We start from the raw sequence: 21,502 nt of genomic DNA, 5'->3' as shown, positions 1-21,502 counted from the left end.
CTGCGGCGGGTCGCCGACAAACTCGGCCTCCGCGACCGGGCCGGCATGGTCCACGCCGCCTACTGCTGCGAGCAACTGCCCCGGCCCGCACGCAGCGACAGCACCCTCCAGATCTCTGCCGTCCTGTCCACCCTCGCCCCGCTCGCCCTCGCCGGCGCCGTCCACCTGTACATCCTCATCACCCGCCACCACCCCCCGAACCCGGCACGGCCCCACCCAGCCGCCGACCAACGGACCACCCACCCCGCGGACCAGACCAACGACACCGAGCACGCGCGGACCACCGCACGTGCGGACCGGACCAACGACACCGCGGAGCGGCACCGGACCCACCGCGAGAGCCGACCGGCGGACCAGCGGACGAACCTGGCCGCGGAGCAGACCGCCGCTCCGGCGGACCATCAAAGCCGCGGACCGGACCAACCGGCAGAGCGGACCAGCGGACCGGCGGACCACCGAAGCTGCGGACCGGACCAGCGACACCGCGCACACGCGGACCACCACGGGGGCGGACCAGCGGACCACCCCCACGGCGGACCACGACCGTGGACCAGCGGACCGGCGGACCAATCCGGCTGCGGACCAGCGTGTCCGCAGGTCAGCGGCCTGACGCCTCGGCGGACCAGACGACGGCCACGATGCGGACCAGTCCGGACCACGCCGCCCAACCGACGGCCGAGCCCCCTGCGGACCAGGACCGGCGGACCGCCGAGGAGCGGACCGCGGACCACGAGCGCGGACCGGCAGTCCAGCGGACCAACCCGGCCGCGGACCAGAGCGCGCACCCGGCGGACCAACCCGCCCCGAGCTGGTCCGCAGCTTCGGCCGACCAGACCACCGCGGACCAGACCACCGAGCCCGCGGACCAGCCGCGGACCACGAACACCGGTGCTGCGGACCAGAGTGGCCCGGGGAGCAGTGAACCGGTCCCGATGGAACGGCTGGTCGCCCTCGCCCGGCAAGGCGCCCTGCGTGAAGGCCGCCTGACCCGCAGGGCGATCCGGCCCTACCTGCGCGAGCACGGCATCCAGATCAGCAACGAGCGGTTCGGCGAACTCCAGGACCACCTCTACCGGGACGCTGCGCTCGCCCGGCTGCCCCGTCCCCAGAAGAAGGCGCTATGAAAACCTGCCACCGCTTCGCCCGCATCAAGTCCGGCTTCGAGCAGGACACTGCCTTCCTGCGCAACCACGCCGAACGTCATCAGGGCGAGACCTCCGCGAAGGTCAGCCGCGCCCAGGCTCTCGGCTCACGCCAGCGCATGGCCACCGCACTGGGCCGGCACTTCGAACGCTGCCGCGAATGCGGCTGAGAACCACCTGAGCCGCAGGCCCGCGCCGGCCATCCCGTCCACTCCCCCGGGCGGCGGCCCGCACCCGCCGACCGCCCCGCCCCCGTAACGGAGTTCCCGGATGAAGACCTCCCGACCCCGCCTCCGGGCGGCGAGTGAAGCCCAAGCCAGCGTCTGGGCCGACGTCCTCGTCCGCTTCGGACTGCTCCACGCGGCCATCGCCACCCCGAGCGGCCAGTGGCTCGTCCAACACCACCCCGACGGCCCGGTCCACCTGCTGAGCGGACCGAGCGCCGTGGTCGCCCTCGCCGCCCGCATCCAGCACCAGACCCGCACCCAGGAGCCCCGCACCCGATGACGCACCCACACGACGCACCCACCCACGGCCAGGCCGGCGGAGACATCAACTCGGCCTCAACGCGAGCAAGTTATCGGCCAAGACGCTCTTCCCCGTCGGGGAAGGCGCCTGGGCCAGAACCCGCCCCGGGGGTGGCGGGGGCGGACCAGCGCCGGGGGGCACTGGTCCGGGAAGCAGCACCCGCAGGCGGAGCGCAGCCGGCGGAGCAGCAGTCGTGTAAGCGTCGTGCTGCGCAGTCGCGTTCGCGTAAGCGCTCGCCGAAGCCGCCTGCTGACAAGCGTGTTCATGTGTGCAGTGTGCGTCTGAACGACGATGAGCAGGCGCTGCTCAGCGCCGCCGCCCAGGGTGCCCGTACCAGTCTGCCGGCGTTCCTGGCCCGCAGTGGGCTCGTCGCCGCAGGGGATCTGGACGACACGGCGGCGGCTATCGCCGGTCGGCGGGAGCTGGTGTCGGAGCTGTTCGCGGCCCGTCGTCACCTGGGGCAGGTCGGCAACAACCTCAATCAGGTGGCCCGCGCTCTCAACACCGGTGGGCAGCCCGTGGAGCTCGACGCCGTCATCGGCGCGGTCCAGCGCGCGGTGCACCGCGTTCAGGACGCCACCTGCCAGCTGCTCGACCGAGCCTAGGGGCCCCGGCGTGATTCCCCGGATTCACCAGCGCGGCACGCGCACCGTCGGACTGCTGCACTACCTGTACGGGCCGGGGCTGAGCGAGGAGCACCTCGACCCGCACCTGGTGGCGTCCTGGGACAGCAACGCGCCCGACCCCGGCCGTGACCCGCAAGCGACCCTCCAGCAGCTTCAGCGGCTGCTCGACCAGCCCCTCGACAACATCGACGCGGCCCGCCGGCCCGCTCGGCACGTGTGGCATCTGTCGGTGCGCAACGCGGCCGAGGACCGCATCCTGAGCGACGCCGAATGGGCGGACGCCGCCCGCCGTCTGGTCGCCGCCGCCGGCATCGACGACCCCGCGGACGGTGCCGGGTGCCGCTGGGCGGCCGTACGGCACGCCGACGACCACATCCACATCATCGCCACCCTCGTGCGCGAAGACGGCTACAAACCCGACCTGCACCGCGACGCCGCCCGCTCCCAGACCGAAGCCCGCCTGCTCGAAGCCGACCTCGGCCTGCGCCGCCTCAACACCGGCGACGGCACCGCCGCCCAGCGCCCCACCAGCGCCGAACGCCACAAGGCCCAGCGCCAGCAGCGCGAACGCACCCCGCGCGAGGAACTGCGCGAGACAGCCCGCCGGGCCGTCGCCGGCGCACAGGGCGAGGCCGAGTTCTTCACCCGGCTCGCCGCCGCCGGGCTGCTGGTGCGCCGGCGGACCGCGCCCTCCGGCGACCTGCTCGGCTACACCGTCGCGCTGCCCGACGACCGCAACAAGGACGGCCAGCCGGTGTTCTACTCCGGCTCCAAACTCGCCCCCGACCTCTCGCTGCCCCGGATCCGCGAACGCTTCACCGACAGTGCGCAAGCAGCGCAGGCCGGGGACGGCCGCGAGGAGCGGACCACGGAACGGCCGGCGCGCGGTCCGGCGTCCGCCCGGCGCTCGGCCACACAGGCGGTGTGGGCGGCGGTACTGATCATCGACCACGGCGACGACGGGGCAGTCGCCGCCCAGCTCGCCGCGGCCGGGGAAGTCCTCGACGCGCTCGCCACAACCTCCGCCGCCCACACCCGACGCGAACTACGCGAGGCAGCCACCGCCTTCGAGCGAGCCTCCCGCTCGCACATCCGCGCCGAACACCGACACGAGAGCGCCCTGCGCCAAGCCGCCCGCGACCTCGTCCACAGCGGCCCCGCGCTCGGCCGCGGAGAGGACGGAGCCACCACCGCGATGGTCATCGACATGCTGTTCTTCCTCGCCCTCGCCGCCGCCCAATGGCACAGCAAACACACCCACGCCCAGCAGGCCGCCGCCGCCCGCCAGGCCGCCGAGCACCTGCGCGCCGCCTACCAGCACGCCGCCGGGCCCCCGATGAGCGCACTGCGCCAGCGGGGCCGACAACTCCCCCGACCCCTGCGTCAACGGCAGGCGGCGGTGCTGCGGGAGGCGGTGCCGGAGCTGGCCGAGCAGGTGCTGGCCGAACCCGGCTGGGACGCCCTCGCCAGCACCCTCGCCGAGGCGGAGACGGCCGGACACCAGCCCGCGGCGCTGCTGGCCGAGGCCGCCGCCCGCCGCGAGACGGACACCGCCGGCTCGGTCAGCGACGTACTCGTATGGCGACTGCGCCGCCTGGCCCACCTGCCCGCCGACCCCACCACCACCCCCGCCGCGGACCGTGCGAAGCCGTCGCGGGCGCGGCCGTCCGCCCCGGTCCAGGGGCAGCGGGAGGGCCGCCGCCGGGGCCGGTGACGTTCAGGAATTCGTGAGTAGAACGAGGCCGGACCGTGGGAGACGATCGAGGTGGCCCACAGGACGAAGGCGAAGGAGACCGCATGTTCCGGCGCACACGCGCACGTAACGAACAAGCCGAACGAGACGAACGACGTGCGTACGAGGACCTGATGTGGGCCGCGCGCCTGGTGCCGCCCCTGCCCGATCCCCAGGCCGTCCCGGAGCCCGCCGCGTCGGCGCCGGCCGGGGAGGAGGATTTTCTGCCTTGGGACTTGCGGCTGCCGACCCGCGAGGACCTGGCCGGGCTGATGATGCGCTACGACGAGCCGCTGGTCGTCGCGGGCGAAGTCCGCACCTGCCCCCAATGCGCCGCGTACCGGACCTGGGTGGTGTGCATCATGCGCGAGAACGTCTGGCTGCGCTGCCCCCAGGGGCACGAGACGTACGAACCCCAGCTCGACGCCGCCTGGTACAACCGCAACAGCGGCCCCCTCACCAGCCTCCACAACACCCTCGGAGACGGGCTGAAAGCGCTCGGCCACTGACCACTCCCCCGCCCGCTGAAACGGAAGAACAACATCCGGTTCAGCTGTCAGCCCTGCCGCGCCAACCCCAGGAGATCTTCCATGGGCCCGCACTCCACCACCCTGCCCGCCCCCCGCTCTGCACCCTCACCCTGACCAGCTGCTCCGACCACACCACGGCCGCTGCGAACAGCGAGGGACCGTCCTCCGTCTCCGGTTCCTCCGCCGGTCCCCGGCAGGAGCCCAAGCCGGCCACGCCGCTGTCCTCCGCCCAGCTGCGGGAGCCGCTGCCGAACGCCGCAGCTGCTGACGTTCGCACCGCCGATGGGTGGGGCAGCGTCGTCGAGCAGGTGGCCGTGCGCGCTGGCACGTTGCTGGTGGTCGTCTCCGGCTCACCCGGCCCGGGTGGACGCCAGCTGGACAAGGCCATCGACACGGCCCGTGCCAACGGCTGATCGGGTGCACCACGTGACGATGCCCCGCAGCTTCCGAGGGGGCAGCGCAACGGTTCCTGGCCGCGTTCAGCGGTATCTCACCCCGCTTCCGACCCCGACGCCACCTCATGACGGCAACTGAGCACCGCACCCAGATGATCATCCGCTTCGCGATCTGGGACCAGATCACCGGCACCGTCGGCCTGCCCGCAACAGCCTGAGTCTCCGTCACCACCACGGCCAGACACGTCCCGCACCGGATCACACCCCCGACGACCCACTCAACCTGTCAACGGCCTGGAGCCGTCAAGCGCAGGCTCAAGCAGAGCCAGTGCTGCCCGGACCGGCTCGACGGATGCCTTGCCGACACCGGCCTGGTCATGGACGGCTGCCCGACATCACGAAATTACGTTGCAGTCAGAGGTCGTCAATTTCTTCTGGGCATGGGTCCCTTGATCATGACTGTTCACGACGACATTGCCGGCGGCTGCGTCGTCGTCCCACCAGGTGGCGAATGCATCGGCAATGGCGTTGAGATGCTCCTGTGTTCGCGGATCCTTGTAGGTGAGGTAGTTCGTTGACACCGTCGCGGCGCCCGGTCCGCGCGCCCCGTACCCGATGCTGAGTGATGTGATGCGCGAGGCGAGGCTGCTGCCGCTTGGGACGTTCTTGCTGGTCCACGAGCGGAATTCGGTGAGGAGGTTCGTCGGTTCGTCTCCGCTGTAGAGCGGGGCTTCCTTTACCGTCGTGCCACCCTGGCTCAGAAAGTAAGCCGCGCCGGCTGCCGGGTCATCGTCCCACCATTCCTTGAACGCCCGTGCGAGGGGCCTGACTTCACTCTCCGCCCCGCCCCATGGTCCGTAATCGGTGAGGACCTGGGCTGCGCATCCCTGCTCGCTGGTGCAGTCGAGAGCGATGGCCAGTGCGTGGTCTGCCAGGTTGCCATCGCGGGCCGTACTGTTCGATCTCAGCCATGACCGGAACCCCGCCAAAAGGTTTGGATCATCCTTTGGCGTCCGTTCTATCGCGTTTGCACGGCTGGTTGGCGATGGAGATGCCGACGCCTCATGCCCGGGGTTGCCCGCGGAGCACGACGTCGCAAGGAGCGCCGCCGCCACGGCCAGCAGCCCGCCCACCCCGCCCGATGGCGCATATCGGTCAACCCTGGTCACTCCTCGCTCCGTTCAGTCGGCTGGCACATCCCTTGCGGGGCAGATGCACAGGATACCCCCCAATTCGACACCTCGTTCGATCTTCACTTAAGGTGACTTATCCGTTGATCTAGACCAATCGGGCCTCGGACTGTCGAGGCTCGCTTCCGTGGAGGAACCACCTTGAGAATAAGACGCAGCCTGGCTACGCTCGCCGCTGCAGCCGCGGTGCTGACCACGGCCGGACCGGCATGGGCCACTTCGGGCCCCACGCCGCCCACCTCTGCGTCATCGGCCGGCTCCTCGGCGACGGGCGTCCCTGAGGCACTGGACACGCCCAAAGCGCAGGCCACACCGTCCGCGACCACACCGCCTTCATCGGCCGAGGCTTCTCCTGCCCCGGAAGCCACGCCTACGCCGACTACGAGCGCCATCCCGGATCCCTCCACAGCGGAGCCCGACAGCGACTCGGCCCTGGATCTGGCCCGCAAGCTGGAGAAGTTCTGGACCCCGGAACGCATGGCCCAGGCCAAGCCGGTCGAGGAACAGCAGGCCCGTGAGGCCGCGGCCATGGACCGGGCCAAGAAGGACGGGAAGACCGAGGAAGCGGCCCCGCGGCGCGAGGACATGCTGCGGTCGCCCTCGCACACCTTTAAGGGCATCAAGGAAGTCGGCACCTTCTACTGGGCTCAGAAGGCGGGCAACGACTACCCGGACCGCTATGACTACCGCTTCTGCGGTGGCACCGTCGTCCCGTCCCCGCGTAAGAACCTGGTCGCGTCCGCCGCGCACTGCTTCGACAGCAATGACCAGAAGGAAAACTTGATCTTCGTGCCGCAGCACAGCGCGAAGGCCCCGATGCCGCACGGCATGTACCCCATCAAGAAGGGTGCGATCGTGAAGGACCCCGGTTACACCGGGTCGAAGAAGAGCGAGGAGAACTTCACCGACGTCGACGTCGCGTTCCTGGCCACCGAGCCGCGCAGCGACGGCAAGAAGGTCGAGAACGTCGTCGGGTCGATCCCGATGGGCTTCAGCACCGGCTTCAGCCACACCGTGCACGCCATCGGATACCCGTATCTGTACGGCGGCGGCAACTACAAGCCGAAGCAGGACCCGCTCAGCTGCACCACGCCGGCGAAGAAGTACACCACCGGCACCGCCAAGGACAGCGGCGGCCGACTCTGGCGCGGCGGCACCTTCACCGAGATCCACTGCGACGGTTACGTCGGCGGCACCTCCGGCGGGCCCTTCATCACCGCGGGCAGTGAGTCGCCCAAGCTGATCGGCGTCACCGGCGGCTGGATGACCGGCGGCCACAGCGCCAACACCTCGTACTCGTCCTATTTCGACAATGAGGTCAAGCGGATCTACGAGGCCGCGAAGGCGGGCAAACAGCCGGCCAGCATCAACCCGCCGCCCATGACCGACCCGGTGCTGCCGGGGGCCGGTACGTGGAAGCACGCCAAGGCCATCGCCAACGGCTACGTCGCACTCAACGGCCCGGTCTCCGAGGACCGGACGGACATGTTCGTCATGTGGTCGGACGCCGAGCTGAGCATCTACCGCGGTGCGGGCAAGGGCAAGAACTACTTCGACAAGGAGTTCAAGGTCCAGGGCCCCAACGAGCTGTGGCGCAACCACGCCAAGCAGGTCGTCGCGGGGGACTTCACCGGCGACAACGGCTCCGACCTCATCGTCCGCTGGTCGGACGGCGAGGTGACGCTGTACCCGTCGGTCGACGAGAAGGGCTTCCACGGCGAGTACCAGCTGGCCACCCCCAACGGCACCTGGAAGCACGCCGAGGCGATGACCGCGGGCCGCTTCGGCGGCAATAAGTGGCAGGACGACCTCGTCGTACGCTGGTCGGACGGTGAAGTCACGGTCTACCAGAACACCGGCGACAACAAGAAGCTCGGTAAGGAGATCAAGGTCGTCTCGCCGGCCGGTACTTGGAAGCACGCTATCCAGATCACTGCGGGCGACTACGCGGGCGATGACACCTGGGACCTGATCGTGCGCTGGTCGGACGGCGAACTCACGCACTACCAGGACTTCACGGGCACCGGTTCCTCGTGGCGCGAGCACAAGTGGAGGGCCCCGAACGACCTGTGGAAGCACGCCCTCCTGGTCAGCGGCGGTGACTTCACCGACAACCCCTGGGCCGATGACACCATCGTGCGCTGGTCGGACGGCGAGCTCACCCTCTACGCCGACGGCAACGCCAGCGGCATCGGCACAGAGCACCGGCTCGTAGCGCCCGCATGATCCTGCCGTAAGGGCCGGGCAGAGAATAACCTTTCCGTCGCCTCAGCTCCGAGCTGCGATGTCAAGGGGAGCGATGCATAGGCTATTTCGTCTCGGGCTCTCTGTCCCGCGCCCAGTCGGTGTTCCGTGTGTACACAGAACACCGACTGGGGGGACAGAGAAGCAGCCACCACGCGTTGCCCCGCGCGTCGTTCATCCATGTTCGCTGTATCCACTGTGCGGCGCTGCCACGCAGGCCCTCGGCCGGCCGGCGGAGCGGAACCGAAGGCACAGGGGGTGGAAACGCATACTGTCGCTTCGGGGCAACACCCGAAGAACTCCAGGAGCCATCATGTCCCCCCGGCTGTCGCGCTCGTACCCCCTGCTCGCCGCGGCATTTCTCGCCACGGTCACCTCCTGCACCGCCCCTGCTCCGCACGACAAGAGCGTCAAGGCCGCGAAGCCTGGCGCAGCCGGAATCGGCGACCGGCTCTTCCCCACCGCGGGCAACGGCGGGTATGACGTCTCGCACTACGGACTGACGCTTGACTACTCTCCCGAGGGCAACCGCCTGACCGGCACCGCAGTGATCACGGCCCGGTCGACGCAGGTCCTGAGCCGGTTCAATCTCGACTTCGCCGGGCTCAAGGTGCGCAGTGCCACGGTCGACGGCGCGAGCGCTCCCATCGCCCGTGAGAAGAACGAGCTGACGCTCACGCCGGCCCGCCCGATCGAGGACGGGAAAATCTTCAAGGTCACCGTCGAGTACGACGGCATCCCCAAGGCCATCACTGATGTCGACGGGACCGACGGCGGGTGGATCGAAACGGACGACGGCTCGACAGCGCTCGGAGAGCCGACCGGTTCCATGACCTGGTTCCCGGGCAATCACCATCCGTCCGACAAGGCCACGTACGACATCTCTGTGACCGTCCCTAACGTCTACAAAGCAGTCAGCAACGGCGAGTTGACGCATCAGGACATCAAGGGTGGCCATACCACCACCCGCTGGCACAGCGCCGAGCCCATGGCGAGCTATGTCGCGAGCGTGGTCGTCGGCAGCTTCGACCTCTCCATCAGCGAGACGGAAGACGGCCTGCCCATCTACATTGCCACCGATCCGGATGAGACCGAAGACGCCGCCGGTATATCGGAGTTGGTGCCGGAGGTACTCGACTGGGCGAGCGGCCTCTTCGGCCCGTACCCCTTCTCTTCCGCCGGGGCCGTGGTCGACCACCTCCCCGATCTCGGCTACGCACTGGAGACCCAGACCAAACCGTACTTCTACGAAGCCCCCGACGACACGCTGGTGGTGCATGAACTGGCGCACCAGTGGTTCGGCAATTCCGTTACGCCACGCGCATGGGGGGACATGTGGCTGAACGAGGGCTTCGCGACCTACGCCGAGTGGATGTGGGAGGAGAAGCAGGGCGGGAGGACCACGCAGGAGACCTTCGACGACTTCTACGACGGCAGCGACGACGAGAGCCCGGGCATCTGGGACTTCCCGCCGGCCAGCCCTCCGAGTGCCAAGGTTGTTTCAGAGGCTTCGGTCTACGGCCGGGGCGCGATGACGCTGCACAAGGTACGCAAGACAGTCGGCGACGAAACATTCTTCGCCATCCTGAAGAAATGGGCGGCACAGCACCGCCACACGAACGCCGACACCAAACAGTTCACCAAGCTGTGCGAAGAGAGCACGGAAAAGGATTTGTCCGACATCTTTGACGCCTGGCTATACGGCGAGGGGAAACCGTCAGCCGCCTAAGCTCGATCTTTCGTGACGGTCCGCTGGTTTCCCGGCGGGCCGTTTCGGCTTTCGCGAGCGGAATGGGGCAGCGCCGAGTGGCCCGGCTGGCGCGCCGGGTGGGCCTCGGATTCCACGGCTCCGGGGTGGTGATGCTGCTCGTTGGGTCGGGTGGAGTGGCTGGTCAGCCGGGGTTGGGCAGGATTTGGAGCCGGTCGAGGGCGGTGGTGATGATGTCGCTCCGGGGCCAGGTGCGGATGAGCTTCAGCCTGCGGCGGGTGGTGGCCGACTGGGCGGCTGCGGCGAGCAGTCGCAGGCGGAGGCGTTTGGGTTCCCAGCGGCGGGCGGCGCCGGTCAGGGCGAGCATCGCAGGCCAGGCCAGCAGGCCCAGGGCGAAGGAGATGATCTCCAGCCAGACCTGGTTGTGCGCGAAGCCGTGCAGGGCAAGGTTGCGCAGGCCGGTGGCCCAGGCATGGCGAATCCGGTCCTCGCACCGTGCCCGGCGGCGGTGCCGCAGCTCCAACTCGGCGATCGCACTCCAGCAGCTGACCGGCTGGAAACCGAGCCCGTTCGAGCCGTCCTTCCACGCCGAGACAATCGCCAAGGCTGCCGGCCTGGCTGGCTTCTGAGCCCTCTCACCCCCTGTGCCGCGTTCAGGTCGATCGCCGAGCCCGACCCCGGGGGCAGGAGTTCTCCCGCCCCCGGCTTTTCTTCTGGGGCGTATTCCTCGTCCGGTCTGTCGGATGGCCCAGGTCGACCGCCGCGCTGCCACGACTCTGCCCATTTCCCGGACAAGGGACGCTCCTTGAAGTCCCTGGACAAATGCGAGGTCGAGCCGCCCTGTGCAACGTTCAGCCGCGCCTGGAGTGGTCCGTTTCGGCTGAGAAGACGGGCGCGCCCACAGCGGGGGTGGCCGGTGCGGGCCTGCGCCGCCGGCGGCGGTCCGCTCAGCTCGGCAGGGTGAGGGTGAGTTGGCTTTCGGCGCTCTCGGGCAGCCGGCGGCGCAGGACCGGGGATGGGGAGGTGAGCGCTGTGGCGAAGGCGGCCACGAGGTCGTGCGGCGTGGAGTGGCTGAACATCGCGCACCACAAGTACGGTCGGCCGACGGCGGGTTCGGCCCATGCCTGCCAGCCGGCGAGCTCCGTGCGGGGGTCCTGGTCCTCGATCAGCGCGGGCAGCGTACACAGGGTGAAGCACGAGGTCAGCTGGATGTCCCATGCGGTGGTGCCGGGGTGGTGCTCGTCCGGTCTCCAGCCCCGCGCCGTCAGCTCGGCGAGCACGCTCTCGGGGCCGTCGACGCCGGACGCCGGGTCGGCCCGGGCGTCCAGGGCCAGCGCGAACGCGGCCAGGGACTCGGGCGGGAGACCGGTGGTGAAGTACGCGGTCCACGCCACGAGGGCCTGGTCGGGCTCCGTGCGGGCGGAGATTTCCCAGGCGACCGGCAGCCCGCCGAGCTGGAGCGGTTCATCGGCCAGGACCCACTCGGCGCCGCGCAGCGCGTCCGGGCTCACGTGGATCAGGGTGCGCCGGGCGGTGGTCCAGCACGACCAGCCGGCGCCGGTGAGTGCGGAGCCGACCTGCTCGGCCAGTCGGCCGTCGTCGCCGGCGAGGTGGCGGGGCGTGACCCAGGACCCGGATTCGCCGGAATCGGGGGTGGGCGGGCCGAGAGGGTGCTGCGGGTTCAGGAGTGCCTCCCGTTGGGCTGCGGGCCCGGTCCGTCGCCGTCGCGCGGGCGGGCCACGGCGCGCCGGGTGCGGAGCGGGACCACGGTCGGCGGGTGCCACGTCAGGGCCTGGGCGACGGTGGGCGGCAGGTAGTCCTGCTGGCCCGTCTCGGCGAGGAACACCACCGGCCGGCCCGCCGCGTCGGTGGCCTCGATGAGGTCGCCGACGCGGTGGGCCATGGGGAAGTGCGGGTTGATGGCCAGCCGCAGCACCGCGTCGCGGTCATAGGCGGACAGGCGGTCGATGAACTCACCGACGGTGATATCCGGGTGCAAGAGGTTCTCCTTCGGGTGGCGGGTGCCAGGACGGGCTGAAAGCAGCCGTCCGGGCATGAAAGCCGTGTTGCGCAGCGGAGTACGGCGGCCAGGAGCAGCCGGCCTCGGAGCTGCACGGCGGAGGTGGCGACGGCCAGGGAAGCCCGGGCATCGGCCCCGGGCCACGCGGTTCCGGGGATGACGGGCTGGGTCCCGTTCTTCGCCGACGCGACGTTCAGGGCGAGGCGGTGTGCGCCGTCCGCTCCGTCATGTGGTGGCGCCGCTTGCCGAGGGGCGGGCCGGGTGGGATGCAGCCAGCACGGTGGCCACGGCGGCGGCGACGATCTCCGCCGGGGTCTCGGTGGCGAACGCGACGTGGTAGCCGGGGACCTCGGCGGTGCCGGCGACCGCTACCTTCCAGCCCTCGCCGTCCGGGCCGGAGCGGCCGTGGGGGAACCAGCCGAGGTAGAAACGGCCGTCGCGGGAGTTGATGTGGACATCGGACCGGTCGTCGACGACGAGCTGGAAGTCCTCGTCGCGGAACTGGTCCAGGACCAAGGTCGGCTGGCCGGCGCCCAGCTGCCAGGTCCGCAGCCGCAGCGCCTGGACGGTGGTGGAGAATCCGGGCCGGGCGAGATCCACGGTCATGGGCAACCCCTTCTGTGACCTGCGGTTTTCCGGGGAAGACACCAACCTTGACATGCTTCTGCCATGATTCGCCAGCCGGTTGGACGGCTTTCGCGTCTGCCGTCGGCGAACTGCTCGACGCAGCCGGACCCCGGACTGACCGTGCGAGCAGCTGCCCCGGGGGGGAGCCCGCTACCTGCACCACACGACGATCACCGACCTGCCCGCCGGTCTGGTCGATGTGGGCGAGATGCCGGTGGACGCCGTCTGCCGCGAACTGGCCGAGGAGACAGGGCTGCGGGCCGCCTTCGGTTGTTCTTTCCATTTCACACGGCAAACGGCGTGCTTACGGTGCCCGGACTCATGCTGCGGCCGCACTTCCCGCGCAGCGTCCATGCCCGAGATATAGACGCATGGATATGGAATTGAGCTTTGCGGCTATGGCCCGTCTCGCCGAACTGGACTTGGCTGGTCCCATGACCCAGAACACGCAGAACACACAGGTAACCGAGACGAAGACGACGCTGGTCATCGGCGGCACCGGCAAGACCGGACGCAGGGTCGCGGAGCGCCTCACGGCGCGTGGACTGCCGGTCCGGGTCGGATCACGCGCCGGCGAGACGCCCTTCGTGTGGGAAGACCCCGCCACCTGGGAGGCCGCGCTGGAGGGCGTCGGCGCCATCTATGTCACCTACTACCCTGACCTCGCCTTCCCCGGTGCTGCCGAGACCGTGGGCGAGTTCTCCAAGCTCGCCGTTGCCAAGGGGGCACGCCGCCTGGTGCTGCTCTCCGGCCGCGGTGAGGAAGGTGCCCAGATCAGCGAAAACAAGCTGAAGGAGTCCGGCGCCGACTGGACGATCGTCCGGGCGAGTTGGTTCAACCAGAACTTTAACGAGAGCTTTTTCCTCGATCTCGTGCTCGGCGGCGAGATCGCCCTGCCGACCGGGGACGCGGTGGAGCCGTTCGTGGACGCGGACGACATCGCGGACGTTGCCGTGGCCGCGCTCACCGACGACAAGCACATCGGCAAGACCTACGAGCTCTCCGGGCCCCGGCTACTGAGCTTCCACGAGGTAGCCACAGAGCTCTCCAAGGCCACCGGCCGGGAGATCAGTTACGCCCCGGTCACGCTCGACGACTACCGGGCAGTACTTCAGGAGAACGGTCTGCCGGTCGAGTTCGCCGACCTGTTCGGCCTGATCCTCGACGGGCGCAACGCCCACCTCGTGCACGGAGTGGAGGAGGCCCTGGGCCGCAAGCCCCGGGACTTCACCGAGTTTGCCCGCACCGCCGCCGCCAGCGGCGTCTGGAACGTCTGACCACGCACCGCACGACGGCAGTTGCCAGCGCGGGGGACCGCCCGCTGCGGCAACTGCCGTCTTGGAGGGCGACCGACTCGGTTCATGTGGAGGTGGCCATGAGTACCCTATGTCGAGCGCGCAGGGCCTCGGCACCCCATCCGCGCACCTCCACGGCTTCATGCTGATGCACGTCGCGATGCGGCGAGCCCCGCAGACTCGTCACCGCGACGCCCATGCTGTCTGCGGCCGGGCTCGGCCCGGTCAGTTACTGATGGCACCGGCTGCGCGACGTCATCGACTGGCACCACCGCAGCGAGGACGACGTGCTCTGACCCGGACTGCTGGCCCCAGTACCGCAGTTCACCGGCGGGGCGCAGACACCAGGTGCCGACCACGTGGTGCTCGACGAGGCTATGACGGCGGCCCTGGTGTCGAACCGGGCCCCGCCGCAGTGGGCCTCGGCGGGGCCCGGTTCGACACTGTCCTGCACGTTCACCTCCGGGACGAGAAGACGGTCGCCTTCCCACCTTCGCCCGGATCACCGCCGACAACTACCCCGCAGTCGAGCGGAAGGTGATCGCCAGTGCCCCGCTCAAGATCATGACGTACCTCCAGCCCGGGGTGATTGACGGCAGGCAGACAATTCGGTGGCGCAGGTCGCTGCCACCATCCCGCCGCCCGTGCGACTGATCGGCAACACAGTGCTCTGCCGACGCTACGAGCGCACGCTCGCCGCAGTGTCCCGCTCGGCCTGAGCCGGATTCCGGCGCCGCTCCACCTGGCACGGTCTTCCCTGACGGGGGACGCGCTGGTCCTACGACCAAGAAGGAAGTCCGATGCACACTGCCCAGGGGACCGTCAGCCATCGTCCGCAGGCCACTGCGGACAAACGCAGCGCGGCGGCCGGACCTGTACTCGTCGCCTCGGCCGTCGGCACGGGCCTCATTGCGGGGATTTACTTCGCCTTCGACGTCTCCGTCCTGCCCGGGCTCGACCGCGGTGACGATCGTACGTACGTGACTGCTATGCAGAACATCAACGCGGAGATCGAGAAGGGTCTGTTCGGACTCGTCTTCGTCGGCGCGTTCCTCGCCACCGGCGTCGCAGCCTACCTCCAGCAGTGCCTTGGCCGACGGTCGGCCGCGCGCTGGACCTGGGGTGCCCTCGCCCTCTACACCACGTCCGTGATCCTCACGGTGGGCGTCAACATGCCGATCAACAACGAACTGGCACGTGCCGGGAGCCCGGAGACGATCGCCGATCTCGGCGCCTTCCGGGGCAAGTTCAAGGGTGTGTGGACGGCCTCGAATGTCGCCCGCACCCTGGCCTGCACGGCCGCCCTGGCCGCCCTCGGCCGCGCCCTGACCCTGCACGGCAGGGGGGCGCAGGCCTGAGCCGACCGCCCGGCGGGCCCCCGCCCCGCCCCTTCGACCGCGCCCGCCCTCCAACCGATCCCCCGTGGGGAGGGCGGGCGCGTCCATGCCCGCGTGCCGTGCCGTCTCGCCGTGTGTCACGGCACATCCTCTCCGGCGGGAAACTGAGAGGAGCGCGGATGAAACGGTGTTAATTAATGTGGGTTCGTCTAGATTGGTTGGCATGGACACACTTGCAGCTCTGCTGGAAGGACCGAAGGCCCGCGGAGCGTTCCTGCTGAAGTCGGTCTTCAGCCCGCCCTGGGCCCTCCGAGTCGAGGACCGGGCGCCGATCTCCGTGGTAACCATGGTGCACGGCGACGCGTGGGTGCTCCCGGACAACGGAACTCCTGCCCTGCTGCACCCTGGTGACGTCGCTGTGATGCGCGGCCCCGAGCCGTACACCATCGCCGACGAACGCGAGACGCCCGTTCAGATCGTTGTCGGGCCGGAGCAGCGCTGCAACACCACCGGTGGCGAGGATGTCACCGACTCGATGACGCTGGGTGTACGCACCTGGGGCGACGACAGCCAGGAAGGCTCCTCGGCTATGCTCAGCGGCACCTACCGGGCGCCCAGCGAGATTGGCCGACGCCTCCTCAACGCACTGCCCACGCTGCTGGTGCGACCTGCCGGAGCCGGGGACAACACACTCATACGGCTGCTCGCCGAGGAGATTGGCAAGGACGAGCCCGGCCAGGAACTGGTCCTCGACCGGCTGCTCGACCTGCTGCTAATCGGCGTCCTGCGCATCTGGCTCGCCACCCCCAGCTCCGACGCCCCCGCCTGGTACCGCGCCCAGAGCGACCCCGTGGTCGGCCCGGCGCTGCGCCTGATGCACGAAAACCCGGCCCACGGTTGGACTGTGGAGTCGCTCGCGATCAAGGTCGGTGTCTCCCGCGCCGGTCTGGCCCGGCGGTTCAGCGAGATCGTCGGCGAGCCCCCGAAGGCGTACCTCACCGGCTGGCGGCTCGCGCTCGCCGCCGACCTGCTGCGGGAGCCGGATGCCACGGTGGCCACGGTGGCCCGGCAGGTCGGCTACAGCGGAGCCTTCGCGCTGAGCACCGCCTTCAAGCGCGTCCGCGGAATGAGCCCCCAGGAGTACCGCAGCGGCGGTGCGGCAGTGCACGCCGAGCCGGTCAGTACGCCGTCGCAGACCCTGGTGCTCCCGAGCTGACGTCGCGCCGCGGGTCGGTACCCGCGGTCCTTGAGACCACGGTGAGCAGCAACCCGTTGCGCACCAGCCACTGACCCGTGAACCGTCTGTAGGCGACAGGGACTGGGTCGGCGGGGTGCAGCAGTGCGGCGAAAGTACCGGCAAGGCCAATCTCCACGTGGACGTCCCGGAACCCCAGCCACTGCCGGGCCCCCGGGTACCAGGCCTTGTACACGGCTTCCTTCGCGGAGAACAGCAGCCGATCCCAGCACACCCCGGTCCCGTGGGCGGCCAGCCGCTCCAGCAGCGCCCGCTCGGCGGGGGAAGAGACCAGGCTCAGCACGCCATGCGGGAGCGGAAGCGCGGGCTCCGCGTCGATGCCGAGCGCGGCCACCTCCACCGACCGGGCCACCACAGCGGCCCGGTAGCCGTCGCAGTGGGTGATGCTGCCCACCACACCGTCGGGCCACTGCGGTGCTCCACCCCCGGCCGGCAGCAACGGTCTGGAGGCGAAGCCGAGTTCGCCGAGCGAACGCCGGGCACACGCGCGGGCTGTGGCGAACTGCCGACGTCGCCCGGGCCGACGTTCTGCCATCAGCGCCGCCTCCTCGGGGAAGAGCGGCGCGGGTGCCAGGTCGTCGAACGCTTCGGCCGACCTGACGCCCGGGGGAAGGATCTCTTCGATCACGGCGCCGCTACCGGTGCGGCCGCTCGGCCAGTTCCGCAACGGCGAGGACGACCGCGTCCGGCGCCTCCAGCGGCAGCATGTGCCCAGTGCCGGGTAGCCGTTCGAAGCGGGCGTTCGGCAGCGCCTCGGCGACCGTGCCGCCGAGGTCAGGCAAGATAACCCGGTCGCGGTCGCCCGTGAGCACCACGGCCGGTACCTCCACCATCGCCAGTTCCGCACGCAGGTCCATCCCGCGCGAGGAAAGGAAGCAGTCGGCGCGTACCCGAGGCGAAGTCGCCGCGAACATCTGTCGGTTCACTTCCATAGAGGCCGGGTCGGGCCGCTTGCCCATGGTCCGCCTCAGTAGGCGCCGACCGAGCGCCGGCTGTGACAGAGCCCGGGAGAACAGGGTGCTGCCCATCATGCGTACTTCGCTGTCAGGGGTGTCCTGGTCGTGGGCCGCCGTGCCCAGCAGCACCAGCCCGCGCAGCCGCACAGCGGCGTCCCGCGGGTCGGCGGCCGCGTACGCCAGGACAGCGAAGCCACCGCCGGAGTGCCCCACGGCCAGGGTGCTCCCCACCTTCCCGACGTCCGCCTCGTTCAGCACCGCGGCGAAGTCCGCACCGAGCCGGCCGATACTGATCGGCTCGCGACCGAGCCCAGAGGCACCGTGGCCGCGCTGGTCGTAGAGCACGACCCGGTGGCCCACGCGAATCAGCCGGTCAGCGACCGTGCCCCAGACCCGGCGGCGCGCCGCCCAGCCGTGAGACAGCACGACCGTCACACCGGACGGCGCCGTCAGCGGGCCGAGGACGGTGACGGCGAGCTCGGCGCCGTCGTCCGTACGTACCGTGGTCTCCGTGGTCGTGACCCTCACGGCAGCGGCGGCGGCCGGAGCCGCTGTCGTACGACTGCTCATCGCGGACTCCCGCCCGCTACCCGGTCCTTGGCCAGGTACGCCTCGAGGGCGACGAACGCGGCAAGCGTCGCCCTCGAGTGCTCCGCGCCGATATCGGCGACACGCGCCAGCAGTTTCAGCCAGCCGTGCGGACGCCCCCGGAAGTGCATGGCGATCCGGGTGCGCCGCCCCTCGTCCACCGGTTCCAGGACGAACTCGCTCGGGCCCCGGAAGACCCCGTCGACATACTCCACGGCCAGCCGGCGGCCAGGGTCGACGGACTCCGTGCGGGAGGTGAAACGGAGCTTGAGGCCGCCGTTGCCAACACCTTTGGTGTGAACCGTCACACGGACCTCGCCCCCCGCACCGTCGGGTGTACCGGAGGTGGACGAGAAAGTGTTGTACGGGACCCACCAGCGGGCGGCGCCGCGGAACTCGGCGACGAGCGCGTCCCAGACGACTCCCGCAGGAGCGTCGACAACCGCCTCGTCGATGATGTCGTAGCCGTTCATGCCAGTCTCCCTGTGTGCGGCGCGGTCGGATCGGTTCGGACGTGTCTCAGGCGTGTCCCGAAGGGCAGGCGGAGACCGGCCAGTCGGCCCCGGTCAGGAGAAGAAGCCCTGACCGGGAGTGAGGATGTTGGCCGGGTCGTAACGCCGCTTGGCGTTCACGAAGGCCTCCCATCTGGAGCCGAAGTGCTGCTTCCACTCGGCCGGGGTCATTCCGGGGATGGCGCCGACCAGATAGCGCTTGGCGCCCAGCGCCACGGCCTTGTCGTACAGGCGCCGATTCTGGTCGAGCATCCGCTGGATGTCCGTGGCCCCCGGGGCGGGGAACCGCAGCAGGTCGAAGAGGTAGCCGACCGACTCGTTGGGCTGCACCGCCAGCGGACGGGTGAGCTTGGACGTGCGGTACGGATACACCAGCAGGAAACCGCCGCCCAGGTCGCCCGGGGTGAGCTCGGCGGCGACCTGGTCCATGAACGCCTTGGTCCTGGACGCCGGCAAGAACAAGCTCAGCCAGGGCTTCGGCTGGCCCCAGTAGTCGCCCTCCTTCAGATACGCCTCGAACGCGTCGAGTCGGAAAGTGTAGTCCCGGTAGGTGAAGTCCTCGATCACCGCGGACGCACGGTCGTCGCGGAGCCCCGCCAGCAGCGCGGCCCGGTCCGGGGCCTTGGCGGATGAGTAATATGCCACCGCCTCCAGCTTGTAGCGCCAGCCCGAGTCGTCGGGCCGGCGCGGCATTTCACCGACCTGCCCGCCGAACCGGCCGTCCGTCAGGAGCTTCTCCTGGTCGGCGAGGTATGTCGCCAGGTCGTTGTAGAAAAGGCTGAAGACGAGTGCCCGGGCGGGTGCCGGTATCAGCTTGATCTTCGCGCGGACGATGATCCCTGCTTGACCGCCCCCTGCCAGCACCGCGTTGAACAGATCCGGCCGTGTCGACGAAGAGGCGGTGACCAGCTGCCCGTCACCGGTGACGACATCGACCGACTGGACCGTGTCGACCTGAAGGCCGTACTTCTGCACGGTGCCACCGACGCCGCCGACGCTCAGTGTGCCGCCGACCGACAGATGCAGATAGTCGGTGAGCGCCGGCGGGGTCTTGTCTTGGGCCAGGGCGGCGTCTGTGAGCTGCGCCCAAGTGACGCCCGCCTCCACCACGGCGCTGGTGGAGCTGATACTGCAGACCTTCGACAGTCCGCGGGCATCGATCGAGATACCGCCGGGTACTGCCGCCTGCCCGTAGCAGGAGTGCGATTCAAGATCTGTGCCGGTGCCACTGCGTCCATTCATGGCGATCTTCAGAGCGTTGGCCCGGGCGTAGTTGACCATCTTGACGATGTCCTGCACCGAGCCGGGCCGCAACACAGCCCACGGGGTCGCCGTCACCAGGTTCCCGAAGTCCTTACTGAACGAGGCGACGGAGGCCGGTGAGGTCTCTAGCTGTCCGTCCAGGGGCGGCAGGGCCGCCACGGTGGCGCCGCCTGTCACCTCGGCCGCGGTTGCCCACGACTGGGTGGCCGCGCTCCAGCCCACGACGGCTGCGGCCATGCCACCGAGGACTTTGCGGCGCGAAAGGGCGCTGCTATTCATCTGCGTCCGTCTCCCGTTCGTCATGCGTGCTTCACGGTCGGCCTCCCGGCATCGACAGTGCTGGCGAGCTGGTATTCCTGCAGGTCGAAGCGCTTGGTCTGGCGACGGAACCGCCAGGTGTAGGTGGGCCAGATCGAGGGGTTGCGGCCGCTGCTGTCGAGGTACCAGCTCTTGCAGTTGCCGGCATTCCACACGGTGCCGTCCAGACGCGCGTCCAACTGCTTGTTGTAGGTGTCCTGGGCCTCCTTGCGCACCTCGACGCTGGACAGGCCGCGCCTGTCCATGTGCTTCAGCGCGTCGAGCACGTACGCGATCTGCGCCTCTATCATCACGACCTGCGAGGAATGCCCGAGCGTCGTGTTGGGGCCGAGCAACATGAAGAGGTTGGGGAAGCCCGCGACCGTCGTACCGCGGTGCGCGGACATGCCCTCGCTCCACGCCTCGCGCAACTGCACCCCGCCCCGGCCCCAGATTCGCTGCGCGACCGGCCGGTCGACGGCACGGAAACCGGTACCCAGGATGATGGTGTCGACCTCGCGCTCCCGACCGTCAGCCGTGACGATGGACTTCGGCCGGACGTGGTCGATGCCGTCGGTAATGAGCTCAACGTTGGGCTGCTCGATGGCCGGGTAGTACGTGTCTGAGAACAGCAGCCGTTTGCACGCCATGACGTAGTCCGGAGTAAGCCGGGCCCGCAGCGTTAAGTCCTTGACGCTCTTCTTCAGATGGTCGCTGGCCATCTTCTGCATCTTCCCGGCCACCTTGGGACGGGCCATGACGAACGCGAGGACCTCACGGCCCCACATGTTGAAGTTGCGCCGGAAGTTCTGGTAGCCAGGCACACTGCGCAGCAGATTGGCCTGCAAGGCGCTGGTGGGCTTGTCGTTCTTAGGGCCGATCCACGGCGGGGTGCGCTGGTAAAGGTCCAGCTGCCCAACCTCTGGCTGGATCTTCGGTACGAACTGGATGGCCGAGGCGCCAGTGCCGATGACAGCGACGCGCTTGTCGGCCAGATCATGTCGGTGGTCCCAGCGGGAGGAGTGGAACACCTTTCCCTCGAAGTCCTCGAGACCTCGCAGCGAAGGGACGGCCGGCTCGCTCAGGTAACCGGTGCCGGTGACCAGAATCTGGGCTGTGTACTCGCTCTGAGAGGGTGTTCTGTGATGCTTCGTCGGGCTTCAGGTTGAGTCGGTGCGTGGCGTGGAGGGAGTCGGTCGGGGCAGGGTGAACAGGCCGGGTTCGGGTTCGAGGAGCAGGCCGCGGCTGACCAGGCGT

20 protein-coding genes and 3 pseudogenes are annotated in these 21,502 nt (G+C 69.5%); 13 read left to right on the top strand and 10 right to left on the bottom strand.

The window, feature by feature from the left end; all coding sequences use genetic code 11:
- Positions 1–638 precede the first annotated feature (638 nt).
- The 7 genes and pseudogenes from QMK28_RS26235 to QMK28_RS26205 all read left to right on the top strand — a co-directional run.
- Complete coding sequence (locus QMK28_RS26235; RefSeq protein ID WP_326442077.1) at positions 639–1,124, top strand: hypothetical protein; 486 nt, start codon at positions 639–641, stop codon at positions 1,122–1,124.
- A complete protein-coding gene (locus QMK28_RS26230; RefSeq protein ID WP_326442063.1) occupies positions 1,121–1,312 on the top strand; it encodes a hypothetical protein in 192 nt (63 codons plus the stop codon). The genes QMK28_RS26235 and QMK28_RS26230 overlap by 4 nt, the downstream gene beginning before the upstream one ends.
- 100 nt (positions 1,313–1,412) lie before the next feature.
- Entirely contained in the window at positions 1,413–1,649 is a 237-nt protein-coding gene (locus tag QMK28_RS26225) for a hypothetical protein (RefSeq protein WP_326442062.1), read from the top strand.
- 296 nt (positions 1,650–1,945) lie between these two features.
- Positions 1,946–2,275: a plasmid mobilization relaxosome protein MobC gene (gene mobC / locus QMK28_RS26220; protein ID WP_326442061.1), complete on the top strand. Its 330-nt coding sequence runs from the start codon at positions 1,946–1,948 to the stop codon at positions 2,273–2,275.
- Positions 2,276–2,285: 10 nt separating this feature from the next.
- Positions 2,286–4,010: a relaxase/mobilization nuclease domain-containing protein gene (locus QMK28_RS26215; RefSeq protein WP_326442060.1), complete on the top strand. Its 1,725-nt coding sequence runs from the start codon at positions 2,286–2,288 to the stop codon at positions 4,008–4,010.
- 83 nt (positions 4,011–4,093) lie between these two features.
- Positions 4,094–4,537, top strand: coding sequence for a hypothetical protein (locus tag QMK28_RS26210; protein WP_326442059.1), 444 nt, complete (start codon positions 4,094–4,096; stop codon positions 4,535–4,537).
- A 466-nt stretch (positions 4,538–5,003) separates the two neighbouring features.
- A pseudogene (locus tag QMK28_RS26205) lies at positions 5,004–5,171 on the top strand (IS6 family transposase); the annotation flags it as partial.
- Between the two features lie 177 nt (positions 5,172–5,348).
- Here QMK28_RS26205 and QMK28_RS26200 read toward each other — a convergent pair.
- Positions 5,349–6,122 carry a hypothetical protein gene (locus tag QMK28_RS26200; protein WP_326442058.1) on the bottom strand — a complete coding sequence of 258 codons (774 nt, stop codon included), beginning with the start codon at positions 6,120–6,122 and terminating at the stop codon, positions 5,349–5,351.
- A 162-nt stretch (positions 6,123–6,284) separates the two neighbouring features.
- Here QMK28_RS26200 and QMK28_RS26195 point away from each other — a divergent pair, with 162 nt between their 5' ends.
- Positions 6,285–8,369 (top strand): trypsin-like serine protease, encoded by a 2,085-nt coding sequence (locus tag QMK28_RS26195; RefSeq protein ID WP_326442057.1) that lies wholly within the window; start codon positions 6,285–6,287, stop codon positions 8,367–8,369.
- A 331-nt stretch (positions 8,370–8,700) separates the two neighbouring features.
- Positions 8,701–10,116, top strand: a complete 1,416-nt coding sequence (locus QMK28_RS26190; RefSeq protein ID WP_326442056.1) for a M1 family metallopeptidase — start codon at positions 8,701–8,703, stop codon at positions 10,114–10,116.
- A gap of 163 nt (positions 10,117–10,279) precedes the next feature.
- Here the strand turns inward: QMK28_RS26190 and QMK28_RS26185 are convergent.
- The 4 genes and pseudogenes from QMK28_RS26185 to QMK28_RS26170 all read right to left on the bottom strand — a co-directional run.
- Positions 10,280–10,633, bottom strand: a pseudogene (locus QMK28_RS26185) (transposase); the annotation flags it as partial.
- Positions 10,634–11,042: 409 nt separating this feature from the next.
- Positions 11,043–11,606 carry a DUF317 domain-containing protein gene (locus tag QMK28_RS26180; RefSeq protein ID WP_326442055.1) on the bottom strand — a complete coding sequence of 188 codons (564 nt, stop codon included), beginning with the start codon at positions 11,604–11,606 and terminating at the stop codon, positions 11,043–11,045.
- A gap of 170 nt (positions 11,607–11,776) precedes the next feature.
- Positions 11,777–12,094, bottom strand: a complete 318-nt coding sequence (locus tag QMK28_RS26175; protein WP_326442054.1) for a hypothetical protein — start codon at positions 12,092–12,094, stop codon at positions 11,777–11,779.
- Positions 12,095–12,340: 246 nt separating this feature from the next.
- The gene (locus QMK28_RS26170; RefSeq protein WP_326442053.1) at positions 12,341–12,721 is read right to left on the bottom strand and encodes a DUF317 domain-containing protein; all 381 of its coding nucleotides are present in this window, start codon (positions 12,719–12,721) and stop codon (positions 12,341–12,343) included.
- A gap of 151 nt (positions 12,722–12,872) precedes the next feature.
- Between QMK28_RS26170 and QMK28_RS26165 the strand changes: the two genes are divergently transcribed.
- The 4 genes from QMK28_RS26165 (at position 12,873) to QMK28_RS26150 (ending at position 16,590) form a co-directional block, all read left to right on the top strand.
- Entirely contained in the window at positions 12,873–13,109 is a 237-nt protein-coding gene (locus tag QMK28_RS26165) for an NUDIX hydrolase (RefSeq protein ID WP_326442075.1), read from the top strand.
- A 67-nt stretch (positions 13,110–13,176) separates the two neighbouring features.
- Positions 13,177–14,019 (top strand): NmrA family NAD(P)-binding protein, encoded by an 843-nt coding sequence (locus QMK28_RS26160; RefSeq protein ID WP_326442052.1) that lies wholly within the window; start codon positions 13,177–13,179, stop codon positions 14,017–14,019.
- An 818-nt stretch (positions 14,020–14,837) separates the two neighbouring features.
- Positions 14,838–15,395, top strand: a complete 558-nt coding sequence (locus QMK28_RS26155; protein WP_326442051.1) for an anthrone oxygenase family protein — start codon at positions 14,838–14,840, stop codon at positions 15,393–15,395.
- Positions 15,396–15,597: 202 nt separating this feature from the next.
- A complete protein-coding gene (locus QMK28_RS26150; protein WP_326442050.1) occupies positions 15,598–16,590 on the top strand; it encodes an AraC family transcriptional regulator in 993 nt (330 codons plus the stop codon).
- Here QMK28_RS26150 and QMK28_RS26145 read toward each other — a convergent pair.
- From QMK28_RS26145 to QMK28_RS26125, 5 genes and pseudogenes are all read right to left on the bottom strand, one after another.
- Positions 16,553–17,257, bottom strand: a complete 705-nt coding sequence (locus QMK28_RS26145) for a 4'-phosphopantetheinyl transferase family protein (protein WP_326442049.1) — start codon at positions 17,255–17,257, stop codon at positions 16,553–16,555. The genes QMK28_RS26150 and QMK28_RS26145 overlap by 38 nt on opposite strands.
- 7 nt (positions 17,258–17,264) lie before the next feature.
- A complete protein-coding gene (locus QMK28_RS26140) occupies positions 17,265–18,155 on the bottom strand; it encodes an alpha/beta fold hydrolase (RefSeq protein ID WP_326442048.1) in 891 nt (296 codons plus the stop codon).
- Complete coding sequence (locus tag QMK28_RS26135) at positions 18,152–18,646, bottom strand: SRPBCC family protein (protein WP_326442047.1); 495 nt, start codon at positions 18,644–18,646, stop codon at positions 18,152–18,154. Before QMK28_RS26135 ends, QMK28_RS26140 begins: the two co-directional genes overlap by 4 nt.
- Before the next feature lie 93 nt (positions 18,647–18,739).
- Positions 18,740–20,227 carry an FAD-binding protein gene (locus tag QMK28_RS26130; RefSeq protein WP_326442046.1) on the bottom strand — a complete coding sequence of 496 codons (1,488 nt, stop codon included), beginning with the start codon at positions 20,225–20,227 and terminating at the stop codon, positions 18,740–18,742.
- Positions 20,228–20,247: 20 nt separating this feature from the next.
- Positions 20,248–21,375, bottom strand: a pseudogene (locus QMK28_RS26125) (flavin-containing monooxygenase); the annotation flags it as partial.
- Positions 21,376–21,502: the final 127 nt, after the last annotated feature.

It is taken from the genome of Streptomyces sp. H27-D2 (genome assembly GCF_035828615.1).
GTDB lineage: Bacteria > Actinomycetota > Actinomycetes > Streptomycetales > Streptomycetaceae > Streptomyces.
The sequence above is the reverse complement of the archived record's forward strand: the minus strand, read 5'-3'. Positions and strand labels throughout refer to the sequence as shown.